Here is a 15,056-nt window from a genome sequence, read left to right as displayed (position 1 = left end):
CCAGCCAGTTCGATGATTTTCGCTTCCCACTCTGCGTCGCCTTCCAGCGCTTTCAGAGCAGAACCACGAACGATCGGAGTGTCGTCGCCCGGGAAGTCGTACTGAGACAGCAGTTCGCGAACTTCCATCTCAACCAGTTCCAGCAGCTCTTCGTCATCAACCATGTCGCATTTGTTCAGGAACACGATGATGTACGGAACGCCTACCTGACGACCCAGCAGGATGTGCTCACGGGTCTGCGGCATCGGGCCGTCAGTCGCAGCAACAACCAGGATCGCGCCGTCCATCTGAGCAGCACCGGTGATCATGTTTTTAACATAGTCGGCGTGCCCCGGGCAGTCTACGTGTGCGTAGTGGCGGGTCGGGGTATCGTATTCAACGTGAGAAGTGTTGATGGTGATACCACGCGCTTTTTCTTCCGGCGCGTTATCGATCTGGTCGAATGCACGAGCAGCACCGCCGTAGGTTTTAGCCAGTACGGTGGTGATTGCAGCGGTCAGGGTAGTTTTACCGTGGTCAACGTGGCCGATGGTGCCGACGTTAACGTGCGGTTTTGTACGTTCAAATTTTTCTTTAGACACGGCTATATTCCTTACTATAGCGCTCTCCCCTTCAGGAGAGAGCACGGGATTTTGGTTTTTAACCCTGCGGCTTATTTACCACGGGCTTCGATTACGGCCTGAGCAACGTTGTTCGGCGCATCATCATACTTCAGGAATTCCATAGTGTACGATGCGCGACCTTTGGTCAGAGAACGCAGCTGAGTTGCATATCCGAACATTTCAGACAGCGGTACTTCAGCGTGGATCTTAACGCCTGTAACTTCAGATTCCTGACCTTTGAGCATACCACGACGGCGGCTAAGGTCGCCGATAACGTCACCGGTATTCTCTTCAGGTGTTTCTACTTCAACCTTCATGATCGGCTCAAGCAGAACTGGTTTTGCTTTCTTAAAGCCTTCTTTAAAGGCGATAGACGCAGCCAGTTTAAACGCCAGCTCAGAGGAGTCAACGTCATGGTAAGAACCGAAGTGCAGACGCACACCGAGATCAACTACCGGATAACCCGCCAGCGGGCCAGATTTCAGCTGCTCCTGGATGCCTTTATCAACGGCCGGGATGTATTCGCCAGGAATTACACCACCTTTGATGTCGTTGATGAACTCGTAACCTTTCGGGTTAGAGCCCGGCTCCAGCGGGTACATGTCGATAACAACATGACCATACTGACCGCGACCACCAGACTGTTTCGCGTGTTTACCTTCGATGTCGGTAACTTTCGCGCGAATCGCTTCGCGGTAAGCAACCTGAGGTTTACCCACGTTAGCTTCAACGTTGAATTCACGCTTCATACGGTCAACGATGATATCCAGGTGAAGTTCACCCATACCAGCGATGATGGTCTGGTTAGATTCTTCATCAGTCCATACGCGGAATGACGGGTCTTCTTTCGCCAGACGGCCCAGAGCCAGACCCATTTTTTCCTGGTCAGCTTTGGTTTTCGGTTCTACCGCGATGGAGATTACCGGCTCAGGGAATTCCATACGTTCCAGAATGATCGGGTTTTCCGGATCACACAGGGTGTCACCGGTAGTCACGTCTTTCAGGCCGATAGCAGCCGCGATGTCGCCCGCGCGAACTTCTTTGATCTCTTCACGTTTGTTGGCGTGCATCTGAACGATACGACCGAAACGCTCACGTGCGGTTTTCACGGAGTTCAGTACGGTATCACCAGAGTTAACCACACCGGAGTACACACGGAAGAAGGTCAGGTTACCCACAAACGGGTCGGTAGCGATTTTGAACGCCAGCGCAGAGAACGGCTCGTCGTCGCTTGCGTGACGCTCAGCCGGAGTATCTTTACCGTCGTCCAGAATACCGTTGATCGCAGGTACGTCTACCGGGGATGGCAGGTAATCAATTACCGCATCCAGCATCGCCTGAACACCTTTGTTCTTGAATGCAGAACCACAGGTTACCAGGATGATTTCGTTGTTCAGAACGCGCTGACGCAGAGCTTGTTTGATCTCTTCTTCAGTCAGTTCTTCACCACCCAGGTATTTTTCCATCAGCTCTTCAGAAGCTTCTGCGGCGGACTCGATCAGGTTCTGGTGCCATTCGTTAGCCAGGTCCTGCATGTCAGCCGGGATATCTTCGTATTCGAAGGTAACGCCCTGGTCGGCATCGTTCCAGTTGATGGCTTTCATTTTCACCAGGTCAACAACGCCGGTGAAACCTTCTTCAGCACCAATTGCCAGCTGCAGCGGAACCGGGTTCGCGCCCAGACGGGTTTTGATCTGACCAACAACTTTCAGGAAGTTCGCGCCCATGCGGTCCATTTTGTTAACGAACGCAATACGCGGAACTTTGTATTTGTTTGCCTGACGCCATACGGTTTCAGACTGCGGCTGAACACCACCAACTGCGCAGTAAACCATTACCGCACCATCGAGAACACGCATGGAACGTTCTACTTCGATAGTGAAGTCAACGTGCCCCGGGGTGTCGATGATGTTGATGCGATGCGGTTCATACTGCTTAGCCATACCAGACCAGAATGCAGTAGTCGCTGCGGAGGTGATAGTAATACCACGCTCCTGCTCCTGCTCCATCCAGTCCATGGTAGCTGCGCCGTCATGAACTTCACCGATTTTGTGGTTTACACCGGTGTAGAACAGAATACGTTCGGTAGTAGTGGTTTTACCGGCGTCGATGTGCGCACTGATACCGATATTACGGTAGCGTGCGATGGGTGTTGTACGAGCCATTTGATTCCTCGTTGATATCTTTAGGCGTTCAGTTAAGTTATCCAAAACGGGCGACTTACCTGAAGCGCCCGCCTGGTGACTATGACTCCGAAGGGATTACCAACGGTAGTGTGCGAACGCCTTGTTGGCTTCTGCCATACGGTGAACGTCTTCACGTTTCTTAACTGCAGTACCTTTGTTGTCTGCAGCATCAGAAAGTTCGTTCGCCAGGCGCAGAGCCATGGATTTATCACCGCGTTTACGAGCAGCTTCTACGATCCAACGCATTGCCAGAGCATTACGACGGACCGGACGGACTTCAACTGGTACCTGATAAGTAGAACCACCTACACGGCGGGATTTAACTTCTACAGTCGGGCGAACGTTTTCGAGAGCGACTTCGAAAGCTTCCAGTTCAGATTTACCAGAACGCTGAGCCAGGGTCTCCAGCGCGCTGTATACGATTGATTCTGCAGTAGATTTTTTACCATCTACCATCAGGATATTGACAAATTTAGCCAGCAGTTCTGATCCGAACTTCGGATCCGGCAGAATTTTACGCTGACCAATGACGCGACGACGTGGCATGGAAATACTCCGTTGTTAATTCAGGATTGTCCAAAACTCTACGAGTTTAGTTTGACATTAATTTAAAACGTTTGGCCTTACTTAACGGAGAACCATTAAGCCTTAGGACGCTTCACGCCGTACTTAGAACGAGCTTGCTTACGGTCTTTAACGCCGGAGCAGTCAAGCGCGCCACGAACGGTGTGGTAACGAACACCCGGGAGGTCTTTAACACGACCGCCACGGATCAGGATCACGGAGTGCTCCTGCAGGTTGTGACCTTCACCACCGATGTAGGAAGTCACTTCAAAACCGTTAGTCAGACGAACACGGCAAACTTTACGCAGTGCGGAGTTCGGTTTTTTAGGAGTGGTAGTATATACACGAGTACATACGCCACGTTTTTGCGGGCATGCTTCCAGCGCAGGCACGTTGCTTTTCGCAACTTTGCGAGCACGTGGTTTGCGTACCAGCTGGTTAACTGTTGCCATTAAATAGCTCCTGGTTTTAGCTTTTGCTTCGTAAACACGTAATAAAACGCCCTCACACAATATGAGGACGCCGAATTTTAGGGCGGTGTCGAAAAGGTGTCAAGAAATATACAACGATCCCGCCATCACCAGGCCATCTGGTTGGCATACTTAACCGTGAGTCTGACAAACTCAGTATAGTCAACCCTGACGACACTGTCTGAAATTTGACCACCCAGGCCGCGGGCGTCAATGTCTTCTTTCAAGGCATAGACCGTTATGGGGGCATCGCGCAGACTTTCAAGGAAGCGGTTACCTTCAATCGCGACGGTAACGCCATCCTGGAGCAACAAAAGCGCATCGCCCTCTTTTAGCAGGCGCAGCAAAGCGGGAAAATCAACGCTCGAAGCGCAATGAGGTAAGGTATGCAGCATAAACGCCTCAGAATCTTAGGATGACATCATAGTTGCCAAGCTCGCGGCGTAACGCCACGGGTTCCAGCGGCGTGGCGTCTACCACAAAATTAACGTTCTCCAGACCACGCTCGCGCAGCGATGCCGCGCAGATCCAGCATTGATCAATATCGTACAAATCAAAGAGCTTGAAAGTAGCAATATAGTCACGCGCCAGCACAGCGTCTGGTTTTTGTCCTGGTAATAACTGAAAGACGCCGTCGCTGATAAAAAAGACGCCCAGCGCTTCCGTTAGCGCTGACGTCGCCAGCAGCGCATCCAGCCCTTCACGACCTGAGGCGCTACCGTGCGGCGCGGTGGAAAAGACAAATGCAATACGTTTCATTAAAACTGCACCACCCGATCGCAGGTGAGAGAAGCCTCCGCCAGCGCGCCCAGGCCGCTTAGCGTAAAGCCCGGCTGAAGATTGGCGGACGGCAACCCCAGTCTGCCGGCTTCAGTTTCATCAATAATACCGCGACGAAGCGCCGCCGCGACACAGATGTTCAGCGCTACGCCATGCTGCGTATTCAATTTCTGCCAGGCGCGTACCAGATCATATTCATCGCTCGCCGGCGAGGTCAGGAGATTGGCGTTATAGACACCTTCCCGATAGAAAAAGACGCTGGCTAACTCATGCCCCTCATTGAGCAGCGCGTGGGCGAACTGCAATGCGCTGCTGGCCTGCTGGGTGCCATATGCCGGCCCGGTGACCATAATGGCATAACGCATTATTTATCCTGCCCCTGAAAATCGCCGCTTTTGAACTGGCGAATATAGAGGTAAACCGTGTGTTTTGAGATATTCAGACGATCGGCTACCTGGTTAATGGCGTCTTTAATATCGAAAATGCCTTTTTCGTACAAGTTAAGGACGATCTGACGATTTTTCGCATTGTTAGAGACATTACGATCGGCATTCACTTCTTCGATCGTGAACTCCAGCGTCTGGGTGACTAAATCTTCGACTGAGGAGGCAAAATTAACCGCTGAGCCGACTTCCGGCGTTTCCGGCGGAATAAAGGTATTCATAATCTGTGAAAATGGCACATCAAGATTCATGTTGATGCACAGTAGACCAATGACGCGCTGCTCGCGGTTGCGAATGGCAATCGTCAACGACTTCATCAAGACACCGCTTTTCGCGCGCGTAAAATAGCATTTCGACACGCTACTGTCCGCCCCTGTCATGTCGTGCAACATGCGCAACGCCAGGTCGGTAATCGGCGAGCCAATTTTACGGCCCGTATGTTCGCCATTGGCAATACGAATGGCAGAACATTTTAGATCCTGCAAAGAGTGCAATACGATTTCACAATGGGAACCTATAAGCATCGCTAACCCGTCCACTACCGCTTCGTAGGATTTCAGAATATCGAAGTCGGTTTGCTCGAAGGGACGCTGATCCAGCAAATCAAGTTCACTGGTTTCGTTGGTTAAAAGCGACCTGGACATGAAAAAAAACACTCCTTTTCAGGAGCCTGTCGTTATGTTTTCAGGGCAGGCTCATTATTTACGCGGATGATTAAATTAATACAGTGAGGGTTCCTCTTTCCAGTACTAATTTGCTCGGCTATTTCAGACTACGTGTGCGTTGGCGGTCATTCAGCCTACGGTCTCGCCCTTAACGACCAGCGCAAGCGCCGTTATCCGCAAATCAAATTATGGTGAGTAATATATCCGGCCTGAATAAAAAAAACCGCCGCTATTACAAGCGGCGGCTCTCAGTTTTTATTTTTTAGCAGCATCTGCGGCTTTAGCGTCAGCCGCATCGGCAGGTTTAGCATCCGCTTTCGGCGCTGGTTTGATATCCAGCAGCTCTACGTCGAATACCAGGGTGGAGTTCGCCGGGATACCCGGAACGCCCGTTTTACCGTAGGCCAGCTCAGGTGGGATAACCAGCTTGATCTTGCCGCCTTTCTTAATATTTTTCAGCCCTTCAGTCCAGCCAGGGATAACGCCGTCCAGACGGAAGGAGAGCGGTTCGCCGCGCGTGTAAGAGTTATCAAACTCTTTACCGTCGATCAGCGTACCTTTGTAGTTCACCACAACGGTATCGCTATCTTTCGGCGCCTCGCCTGTGCCTTCTTTCTCTACTTTGTAAAGCAGGCCGGTAGAGGAGGTTTTCACGCCTTTCTCTTTAGCAAAAGCGTCGCGGAACGTTTTACCTTTTGCTTCGTTATCGGCAGCGTCTTTTTCCATCTTCGCCTGAGCAGCGCTCTTCACGCGTGCTTCAAACGTCTGCAGCGTTTGCTCAATTTCCTGATCGGACAGTTTGCTCTTATCGGCAAAGGCATCCTGAACGCCGGCAATCAACTGATCTTTATCCAGTTTGATGCCTAACTTTTCCTGCTCTTTAAGCGAATTTTCCATGTAACGACCCAGCGAGGCGCCCAGCGCATAAGCCGCTTTTTGATCGTCGTTTTTAAATGCTGCTTTGCTATCAGCGGTAGCTGCCGGTTTCGCCGCATCAGCAGCAAAAGTGATCGGTGCGTGCATAGCAACGGCCATCGTAGTTGCCAGCAGCGTGGCTTTAAACAGTGATTTCATCCATATCTCCAGGGCCGGGGCATCTCGCCCCATGTTAACTTACGTAAGAAGCGTACTATAAATCGTTGCAGAACAAATCAACATACGAACACGCCCTATTATCACTTCTTTTCAGACTCTTTTTGTTTAAATTAGTTTCGTAGGGCGCGTAATGGTTGCTGTGAAAGCCGGTAAAGTTAAGTAGAATCCGCCGACGGAGACAACATAAAGAGGTACATCATGCAGGATATCACGATGGAAGCTCGTCTGGCTGAACTGGAAAGCCGTCTGGCGTTCCAGGAGATTACCATAGAAGAACTAAACCTGACGGTAACCGCACATGAAATGGAGATGGCGAAGCTGCGCGATCATCTGCGTTTGCTCACGGAAAAGTTAAAAGCCAGTCAGCCGTCAAATATCGCCTCTCAGGCAGAAGAAACGCCACCGCCGCATTACTGAGACGAAAAAAAAGCGGGGTTAACCCGCTTTTTTTGTGCCCGATGATTTATCGAACCAATGATAATACCCTAAGGATTTCGAGTCACAGCAAGGCGGCAAGCTTGAAAATTCCCCGGGAGCATAGATAACTATGTGACCGGGGTTTGAAAGCGTAGCCAACACCGCGGTGGCTTGAAAGACGACGGGGATTAATGGCAACCGCAGCCGCCTTTACCACCACCGCCGCAGCAGCCTTCGCCGCCGTGCTCGTGACCATGGTCATGACCATGACCGCCACAGCAGCCGTCTTCACCGTGATCGTGGTGGTGATCGTGTGCGCCGTGAACATGACCGTGAGCCAGTTCTTCTTCAGTCGCTTCACGAATCGCAACAACTTCTACGTTAAATTTCAGATTCTGACCCGCCAGCATGTGGTTACCATCAACCACAACGTGATCGTCTTCCACTTCGGTAATCTCTACCGGTACCGGGCCCTGGTCGGTTTCCGCCAGGAAACGCATCCCTACCTGCAGTTCATCAACGCCCATAAAGACGTCTTTAGGCACACGCTGCACCAGATTTTCGTCATACTGGCCGTAAGCGTCGTTCGCGCCAACAGCGACATCAAATTTGTCGCCAACTTCATGGCCTTCCAGCGCGGTTTCCAGACCAGAGATCAGGGAGCCGTGACCGTGTAGGTAATCCAGCGGCGCACTCACCGGAGACTCATCAACCAACACACCGTCTTCTGTACGTACCTGATAGGCCAGGCTGACCACCAGGTCTTTTGCTACTTTCATGATATCTCCTGAGCATGGGAAGAATAGTGGCGCAGATTGTAGCGGAATTCTGCAGCCGTGTACCCCTTAGCTTAAAAAAACCTGCGGCATATCGCTAGTCCGGATGAAAAATCCCGATCACTTGCTCTTCTTTGCGAACATGCTCGCGAACGTCTTTATCCGCTTCCCGCATTTGATGCCCGCACTTAACGCATTCAACAATATCGACATTATTTTCACGCCACATCGCCATTGTATCCTGCGCCTGACAGGCCGGACATTTCGCGCCTGCAATAAAACGTTTACGGATTGCCATTGTTCACCTCTACTCAAATTCATCCCAGCCATCCAACTGGCGCCGTTCCTGTTGCATTTCGCGCTGAAAAATCTCCTCCAGCTCGCGTCGGGCCTCTCTGGCGCGCGAAATCTGTACCATGTCGCTATGCTCCGGGATCAGCTCCCGCAACATTCGCATATCCAGCCGACGAAAATGCAACTGCGCGCGTTGCGCCTGATGCGGATGCATACCTAACGACACCAGAGTTTTACGTCCCAGTTCCAGCGCGCTGGAAAACGTTTCACGGGAAAACTGCGTGACACCAGCCTGTAATAACTCATGGGCCTCCACACGTCCACGCGCTCGCGCAAGAATATGCAGATGAGGAAAATGCTGCTGACACAGCGCCACCAGCTTCATCGTGTCTTCCGGTTCATTACACGTGATGACTATCGACTCCGCCGCTTCCGCGCCCGCAGAACGCAGCAGCTCGACTTGTGTAGCGTCGCCGTAATACACTTTATAACCATATTTGCGCATCAGATTAACGGCGCCGATATCGCGTTCCAGCACGGTGATACGCATCTTATTCGCCATCAATAAGCGAGCGATCACCTGACCAAAACGGCCAAAGCCGACGACAATCACCTGGGGCTTATCATCCTCAACCCACGGCTTTTCATCATTCTCTTCCGGGCCATTAAGACGGCGCGATAACCACTTATCAATCCCTTTCATCAGTAGCGGCGTGGTCATCATTGATAATGTGACAGTCACCAATAATAACGCCATCTGATCGCCCTGAAACAGGCGCTGAGAAGAGGCGGTAGAAAAGAGCACAAAAGCGAACTCGCCCCCCTGACTCAGCACGCTGGCAAACTGCATCCGTTCAGAACTTCTTATTCCATATAACCGCGCCAGCAGATACAGCGTCAGCATTTTTATGACGACCAGAATAACAACGCTCGCCGCCACCCACAGTAAATGGGTATAAAGTACGCCGAGATTTAGCGACATACCGACGGAGATAAAGAACAGCCCAAGCAGTAAACCTTTAAAGGGATCGATAGCATTTTCCAGCTCATGCCGGTATTCGCTCTCTGCCAGTAAAACGCCGGCAATGAAGGTTCCCAGGGCCATCGACAGTCCCAGCGCATCCATAAATAAAGCGGCGCTCAACACCAGCAATAGCGTCGCGGCAGTGAAAACCTCCCGTACGCCGGACGCAGCAATAAAACGAAATACCGGGCGCAACAGGTAACGACCGCCAATCAGCATTACCGCGAAGGCCAGTACCTTCATTGCCACTTTAAACCAGTCGAAATGCTCGTCGGCCGATCCCGCCAATAAAGGCACCAACGCCAGCGCGGGGATCACCGCTAAATCCTGAAACAGTAAGACGGAAAACCCTAACTGCCCGGACTCGCTACGATTCATGCCTTTCTCGCGCATCAGTTGTAGCGCCATCGCCGTCGAAGACATCGCCAGGCCAATCCCGCCGACGACCGCCGCCTGCCATAAGAAATCAGCAAGCATCAATAATCCCGCAAGCACCGCCGCGCTTAACAGCACCTGAGCAGCGCCGACGCCGAAGATAGAGCGCCGCAGTTGCCAAAGCCGGGACGGATTGAGTTCGAGACCAATGATAAACATCAGAAACACGACGCCCAGTTCGGAAAAGTGCAGGATCTCGTCAACGTCGCTGATAAATCCCAGCCCCCACGGACCGATGGCGATTCCCGCCAGCAAATACCCTAGCACCGCGCCGATGCCCAGCCTCGCGGCCAGCGGCACCGCCGCTACCGCCGCGAAGAGGAACAACACTCCCGCGGTCAATAAATCAGCACCTTCCATCAATAGCCTCCCGCGCTCACAGGATTCGCCAGCCACTCGCCATAGGCTTTCGCATGACTGGCCAGCGTCTGCGGCGACTGGCGGCGCGCCCAGTACACAATAATGGGCGGCATCCAGTGCATCCGGCACATGGCCGCGGTCAGTTCAAAAGGGCGGAGTACATCGCTCATTGGATAGCGGTTTAGCGCGTCATACCGGTAAGCGCTCTCCGGCTCGCCGGTCGTAATCACGCTACGCCAGTACTTTCCCACCAGTTGGTTTCCCCCTGGTCCGCTGGCGAACCCCCGACTCAAAACGCGATCAAGCCATTCTTTCAGTAAAGCCGGACAGCTATAGGTGTAAAGGGGATGCTGAAAAACAATGACGTCGTGCTCACGTAACAGGGCTTGTTCATAGGGCGTGTCGATAAAAAAATCAGGATAGCGCGCATAAAGATCGTGCACGGTTACGTTATTGTGCTGTATGGCCGGTTTAAGCAGTACCCGGTTAGCAACCGAGTCCTGAGATTCCGGATGGGCATACAACAGCAAGACTTTCGCTGGCTGAGACATCAATCCCCCTCCCGGTTGTTTTGGGTCGATACATGCCATTCTTCAGGCCGCTTCTACGTTGACAGCGTTTGTTCAACTCAGGAACGTACTCTATGTCCGCCGCTGGGGATTAATGAGAGATATTCTTGTCCCTCACCAAAGGCGGCCTGAATGATTTTGTGTATCGTTGTTGTTTTGAGCTACCATTGCGCTCCAGCGCGGCGGTACGCCCGAATATTACATTATCATAATGATAAATTAACATAGTCTGAACATACGGCGCCTTATGATTGTTTTCTCCTCGTTACAAATTCGTCGCGGCGTGCGCGTCCTACTGGACAATGCCTCGGCTACCATTAATCCAGGCCAGAAAGTCGGCCTGGTGGGTAAAAACGGCTGCGGTAAATCTACCCTGCTGGCATTGCTAAAAAATGAAATCAGCGCCGATGCCGGGAGTTTTACCCTGCCCGGAACCTGGCAATTAGCGTGGGTGAATCAGGAAACACCTGCGTTGCCTCAGCCAGCGATTGAGTATGTCATTGACGGCGACCGTGAATACCGGCATCTGGAGGCACAGCTTAACGACGCCAACGAACGTAACGACGGACATGCTATCGCCTCCATACATGGCAAGCTGGACGCCATCGACGCATGGACCGTTCGCTCGCGCGCCGCCAGCCTGCTACACGGTCTCGGCTTCTCTAACGATCAGCTGGAACGTCCGGTCAGCGACTTTTCCGGCGGCTGGCGGATGCGCCTTAACCTGGCCCAGGCGCTGATTTGCCGTTCCGATTTACTGCTGCTCGACGAACCGACCAACCACCTCGATCTGGATGCCGTTATCTGGCTGGAAAAATGGCTGAAGAGCTATCCGGGCACCCTGATTCTGATCTCCCACGATCGCGATTTTCTTGACCCGATAGTGGATAAAATTATCCATATCGAACAGCAGACTCTGTTCGAGTACACCGGCAACTACAGCGCGTTTGAAGTTCAGCGCGCCACGCGCCTGGCGCAACAGCAGGCGATGTATGAGAGTCAGCAGGAGCGTGTGGCGCATCTGCAAAGCTACATCGACCGTTTCCGCGCCAAGGCCACCAAGGCCAAGCAGGCGCAAAGCCGTATCAAGATGCTGGAGCGTATGGAGCTGATTGCGCCGGCTCATGTCGACAACCCGTTCCATTTCAGCTTCCGCGCGCCGGAAAGCCTGCCAAACCCGCTGCTGAAGATGGAAAAAGTCAGCGCAGGTTATGGCGATCGCATCATTCTGGAATCCATCAAGCTGAACCTGGTGCCAGGCTCGCGTATCGGCCTGCTGGGTCGCAACGGCGCGGGGAAATCGACGCTGATCAAGCTGCTGGCGGGCGAACTGGAACCGTTGCACGGTGAAATCGGCCTCGCCAAAGGCATTAAGCTCGGCTACTTCGCCCAGCACCAACTGGAGTTCCTGCGCGCCGATGAATCCCCGTTGCAACATATGGCGCGTCTGGCGCCGCAGGAACTGGAGCAGAAGCTGCGCGACTATCTCGGCGGCTTCGGTTTCCAGGGCGACAAAGTAACGGAAGAGACGCAACGTTTCTCCGGCGGCGAGAAAGCGCGCCTGGTACTGGCGCTGATCGTCTGGCAGCGTCCAAATCTGCTGCTGCTCGATGAACCGACCAACCACCTGGATCTCGACATGCGTCAGGCGCTCACCGAAGCGCTGATTGATTTCGAAGGCGCATTGGTCGTCGTGTCGCACGACCGCCACCTGATTCGCTCCACCACTGACGACCTCTATCTGGTTCACGACAAAAAGGTCGAACCGTTCGACGGCGACCTGGAGGATTATCAGCAATGGCTGAGCGACGTGCAGAAACAGGAAAACCAGGCCGACAACGCGCCGAAGGAAAACAACGCCAACAGCGCTCAGTCACGCAAAGATCAGAAGCGTCGCGAAGCCGAGCTACGCACTCTGACGCAACCGCTGCGTAAAGAGATTACCCGTCTGGAAAAAGAGATGGAAAAGCTCAACGCCCAGTTAACGCAGGCGGAAGAGAAGCTCGGCGACAGCAGCCTGTATGACCCAAGCCGTAAAGCGGAGATGACCGAGTGCCTGCAACTGCAGGCCAGCGCCAAATCCGGGCTGGAAGAATGTGAAATGGCATGGCTTGAGGCGCAGGAGCAGCTTGAGCAGATGATGCAGAACGACTAAGAGCCTATCCCATTAGGCTATTTTATTCGCCATTTTAGGGCCGGGCAGTGCTCGAAATCCTCACGTACTATGTGTACGCTCCGGTTTCTGCGCGCTGTCCGGCCCCAAACTGGCTTCAACAATTACGCCTACTGGGATAGGCTCTAACGCACGGGGCGGACGATGAACCTGTCTATCACCGATGACATTACCTTCCGCAAGCTCACTATCTTCATGATGCTTGTGGAGAAGGGTAACATCGCCCGCACCGCCGAGGCGCTGCACACGCTGGAAGAGAACGTTCGTGGTCCGCTGTTCGTCCATAAAGGCCTCTTCGGTACTCGTCCCGATATAAAGGTTACCGTTGCGGTCGGCAGCACCGGAACAGAAGCCTGCGTTATGTGATTTAGCGGCAAAGGTTGCCGTGATTTATTTTCGTCAGCGCGTCGTTCACGCCAAATAATTTAAACGTCACCTCATCAACGCCAAGATTTTTCAGACGCGCAGTGTGTTTTTTAATATAAGCCTGCGCCGTTTCTTCGGATTCAAACAAGTAAATGCCGCCAGCTTGCTGGTTTTTCTCGCTTTCTGTCCAGATTTTCCAGATGAAGCCCGGCTCCTCATTGATAGACTCCGCCAGCCCGACCAGTTGCTGAGTCATCTCCTCGCCAAAAGGGCCGCTAAAGTTAAAATGGATCTGTAAAAGTGTCTTCGACATGCCTTCTCCTTGAGTCACATAACTATCGTGTTGCCACACTACCACGATTAATTCGGCTGATGCAGGGGTTCACGCGATTTCTGTGGGGTATTGCGCGCGCCTTGCATACCGCCCCCTCTGGTGAAATGAGGCGCAATTTTATTTCGCCAGACGACCAATTGAACGTAAAATCACATATTGACTAATCTGTGAACCTTATGCGCGGTATAGTATTGTTTCCAATTATCAATTGTTCTGGTGCTATGGTTGAGATCACGTCCACAGAAATGACCCCGCCTGTCAATGACTCGCATGAATTTATTCCCATGCGTGGCATTCGTAATCGCCATTTACAAACTATGCTGCCGCGTTTAATCCGCCGCAAAGTGAAGTTCAACGCCCACTGGCAGCGGCTGGAGCTACCGGACGGCGATTTTGTCGATCTGGCATGGAGCGAAGATCCGCAACAGGCAAAGCATAAACCGCGGCTGGTGGTCTTTCACGGTCTGGAAGGCAGCCTGAACAGCCCCTATGCCCACGGGCTGATTGAGGCGGCGCAAAAGCGCGGCTGGCTGGGCGTGGTGATGCACTTTCGCGGCTGTAGCGGCGAGCCCAACCGTCTGAATCGTATTTACCACTCCGGTGAAACGGAGGATGGAGCCTGGTTTTTACGCTGGCTACAGCGGGAGTTCGGCGCCGTTCCGACAGCCGCCGTGGGCTATTCGCTCGGCGGTAATATGCTGGCGTGCCTGCTGGCGAAAGAAGGCCGCGATATTCCCATCGAGGCGGCGGTAATTGTTTCTGCGCCTTTCGTTCTCGAAGCCTGTAGCTACCACATGGACAAAGGGTTTTCCCGCGTCTATCAGCGTTATTTGCTTAATCTGTTAAAAGCGAATGCGTCACGCAAGCTGGCGGCATATCCCGGGTCGCTGCCGGTGAATCTGGCGCAACTGAAATCAATGCGCCGAATTCGCGAGTTTGACGACCTGATCACCGCGAAAATTCACGGCTTTGCCGACGCCATCGACTACTATCGTCAGTGTAGCGCCATGCCGTTGCTTAACCAGATTGCTAAACCGACGCTGATTATTCACGCTAAAGACGATCCGTTTATGGATCATCATGTGATCCCTAAAGCGGAAGATCTGCCCCCGCAGGTGGAGTATCAGCTGACTGAGCATGGCGGACACGTAGGATTTATCGGCGGTACGCCGCTGCGCCCTGAAATGTGGCTGGAACGCCGAATTCCTGACTGGCTGACAACGTACCTGGAGGCGTCATCATGATCATTCCCTGGCAGGGGCTCGCCCCCGACACGCTGGACAACCTGATCGAAAGCTTTGTGTTGCGCGAAGGCACCGATTATGGTGAACATGAACGTTCGCTTGAACAAAAAGTCGCTGACGTAAAACGCCAACTGCAATCCGGCGAGGCCGTGCTGGTATGGTCTGAATTACATGAAACGGTCAATATTATGCCGAAAAAGCAGTTTCGCGAATAAAACGCCTTTGCCGACAATACATTATTACTAAAGCTCAATCATGG

The 15,056-nt window shown here is 52.7% G+C and carries 19 protein-coding genes; 5 read left to right on the top strand and 14 right to left on the bottom strand.

Features of this window, described 5'->3' with window-relative positions; translation table 11 throughout:
• The 9 genes from ACLJTG_RS22855 to fkpA form a co-directional block, all read right to left on the bottom strand.
• Positions 1-581: GTP-binding protein (locus tag ACLJTG_RS22855; RefSeq protein WP_072194561.1), on the bottom strand; the 581-nt coding region annotated here is incomplete at its 3' end.
• A gap of 71 nt (positions 582-652) precedes the next feature.
• Positions 653-2,767 carry an elongation factor G gene (gene fusA / locus ACLJTG_RS22850; RefSeq protein ID WP_000124693.1) on the bottom strand — a complete coding sequence of 705 codons (2,115 nt, stop codon included), beginning with the start codon at positions 2,765-2,767 and terminating at the stop codon, positions 653-655.
• A gap of 96 nt (positions 2,768-2,863) precedes the next feature.
• Positions 2,864-3,334 carry a 30S ribosomal protein S7 gene (rpsG, locus tag ACLJTG_RS22845; RefSeq protein WP_001138042.1) on the bottom strand — a complete coding sequence of 157 codons (471 nt, stop codon included), beginning with the start codon at positions 3,332-3,334 and terminating at the stop codon, positions 2,864-2,866.
• Between the two features lie 95 nt (positions 3,335-3,429).
• Positions 3,430-3,804 (bottom strand): 30S ribosomal protein S12, encoded by a 375-nt coding sequence (gene rpsL / locus ACLJTG_RS22840; protein WP_000246815.1) that lies wholly within the window; start codon positions 3,802-3,804, stop codon positions 3,430-3,432.
• Positions 3,805-3,929: 125 nt separating this feature from the next.
• The gene (gene tusB / locus ACLJTG_RS22835; RefSeq protein ID WP_000903400.1) at positions 3,930-4,217 is read right to left on the bottom strand and encodes a sulfurtransferase complex subunit TusB; all 288 of its coding nucleotides are present in this window, start codon (positions 4,215-4,217) and stop codon (positions 3,930-3,932) included.
• A 7-nt stretch (positions 4,218-4,224) separates the two neighbouring features.
• Entirely contained in the window at positions 4,225-4,581 is a 357-nt protein-coding gene (gene tusC / locus ACLJTG_RS22830) for a sulfurtransferase complex subunit TusC (protein ID WP_000820705.1), read from the bottom strand.
• Entirely contained in the window at positions 4,581-4,967 is a 387-nt protein-coding gene (tusD, locus tag ACLJTG_RS22825) for a sulfurtransferase complex subunit TusD (RefSeq protein ID WP_001268012.1), read from the bottom strand. The genes tusC and tusD overlap by 1 nt, the downstream gene beginning before the upstream one ends.
• Complete coding sequence (locus tag ACLJTG_RS22820; RefSeq protein ID WP_000091471.1) at positions 4,967-5,689, bottom strand: transcriptional regulator; 723 nt, start codon at positions 5,687-5,689, stop codon at positions 4,967-4,969. The genes tusD and ACLJTG_RS22820 overlap by 1 nt, the downstream gene beginning before the upstream one ends.
• Before the next feature lie 276 nt (positions 5,690-5,965).
• Positions 5,966-6,784 (bottom strand): FKBP-type peptidyl-prolyl cis-trans isomerase, encoded by an 819-nt coding sequence (gene fkpA / locus ACLJTG_RS22815; RefSeq protein WP_000838227.1) that lies wholly within the window; start codon positions 6,782-6,784, stop codon positions 5,966-5,968.
• Between the two features lie 219 nt (positions 6,785-7,003).
• On the opposite strand from fkpA, the gene ACLJTG_RS22810 reads away from it, so the two are divergent.
• Positions 7,004-7,222, top strand: a complete 219-nt coding sequence (locus tag ACLJTG_RS22810; protein WP_001152701.1) for a protein SlyX — start codon at positions 7,004-7,006, stop codon at positions 7,220-7,222.
• Between the two features lie 188 nt (positions 7,223-7,410).
• Here ACLJTG_RS22810 and slyD read toward each other — a convergent pair whose 3' ends face one another.
• The 4 genes from slyD to kefG form a co-directional block, all read right to left on the bottom strand.
• Entirely contained in the window at positions 7,411-8,001 is a 591-nt protein-coding gene (gene slyD, locus ACLJTG_RS22805) for a peptidylprolyl isomerase (protein WP_000861341.1), read from the bottom strand.
• Positions 8,002-8,095: 94 nt separating this feature from the next.
• The gene (locus tag ACLJTG_RS22800; RefSeq protein ID WP_001007735.1) at positions 8,096-8,296 is read right to left on the bottom strand and encodes a YheV family putative zinc ribbon protein; all 201 of its coding nucleotides are present in this window, start codon (positions 8,294-8,296) and stop codon (positions 8,096-8,098) included.
• Positions 8,297-8,305: 9 nt separating this feature from the next.
• Positions 8,306-10,111 (bottom strand): glutathione-regulated potassium-efflux system protein KefB, encoded by a 1,806-nt coding sequence (gene kefB, locus ACLJTG_RS22795; RefSeq protein WP_000398133.1) that lies wholly within the window; start codon positions 10,109-10,111, stop codon positions 8,306-8,308.
• Positions 10,111-10,662, bottom strand: coding sequence for a glutathione-regulated potassium-efflux system ancillary protein KefG (gene kefG / locus ACLJTG_RS22790; RefSeq protein ID WP_000081820.1), 552 nt, complete (start codon positions 10,660-10,662; stop codon positions 10,111-10,113). Before kefG ends, kefB begins: the two co-directional genes overlap by 1 nt.
• A gap of 265 nt (positions 10,663-10,927) precedes the next feature.
• Between kefG and ACLJTG_RS22785 the strand changes: the two genes are divergently transcribed.
• Both ACLJTG_RS22785 and ACLJTG_RS22780 read left to right on the top strand, forming a co-directional pair.
• Positions 10,928-12,835 (top strand): ABC transporter ATP-binding protein, encoded by a 1,908-nt coding sequence (locus ACLJTG_RS22785; protein ID WP_114707339.1) that lies wholly within the window; start codon positions 10,928-10,930, stop codon positions 12,833-12,835.
• 162 nt (positions 12,836-12,997) lie between these two features.
• Entirely contained in the window at positions 12,998-13,219 is a 222-nt protein-coding gene (locus ACLJTG_RS22780) for a LysR family transcriptional regulator (protein ID WP_001054032.1), read from the top strand.
• Position 13,220: 1 nt separating this feature from the next.
• On the opposite strand, the gene ACLJTG_RS22775 is transcribed toward ACLJTG_RS22780, so the two are convergent.
• Complete coding sequence (locus ACLJTG_RS22775; protein WP_000047689.1) at positions 13,221-13,532, bottom strand: monooxygenase; 312 nt, start codon at positions 13,530-13,532, stop codon at positions 13,221-13,223.
• A 197-nt stretch (positions 13,533-13,729) separates the two neighbouring features.
• Here ACLJTG_RS22775 and ACLJTG_RS22770 point away from each other — a divergent pair, with 197 nt between their 5' ends.
• Together ACLJTG_RS22770 and ACLJTG_RS22765 are read left to right on the top strand one after the other, a co-directional pair.
• A complete protein-coding gene (locus ACLJTG_RS22770; RefSeq protein ID WP_001214109.1) occupies positions 13,730-14,797 on the top strand; it encodes a hydrolase in 1,068 nt (355 codons plus the stop codon).
• Complete coding sequence (locus ACLJTG_RS22765; protein WP_000586568.1) at positions 14,794-15,012, top strand: YheU family protein; 219 nt, start codon at positions 14,794-14,796, stop codon at positions 15,010-15,012. The genes ACLJTG_RS22770 and ACLJTG_RS22765 overlap by 4 nt, the downstream gene beginning before the upstream one ends.
• Positions 15,013-15,056 lie beyond the last annotated feature (44 nt).

Origin of the sequence: Salmonella sp. SAL00672 (assembly GCF_046552175.1) — a bacterium.
GTDB lineage: Bacteria > Pseudomonadota > Gammaproteobacteria > Enterobacterales > Enterobacteriaceae > Salmonella > Salmonella enterica.
This window is presented reverse-complemented; position numbering and strand designations above follow the sequence as displayed.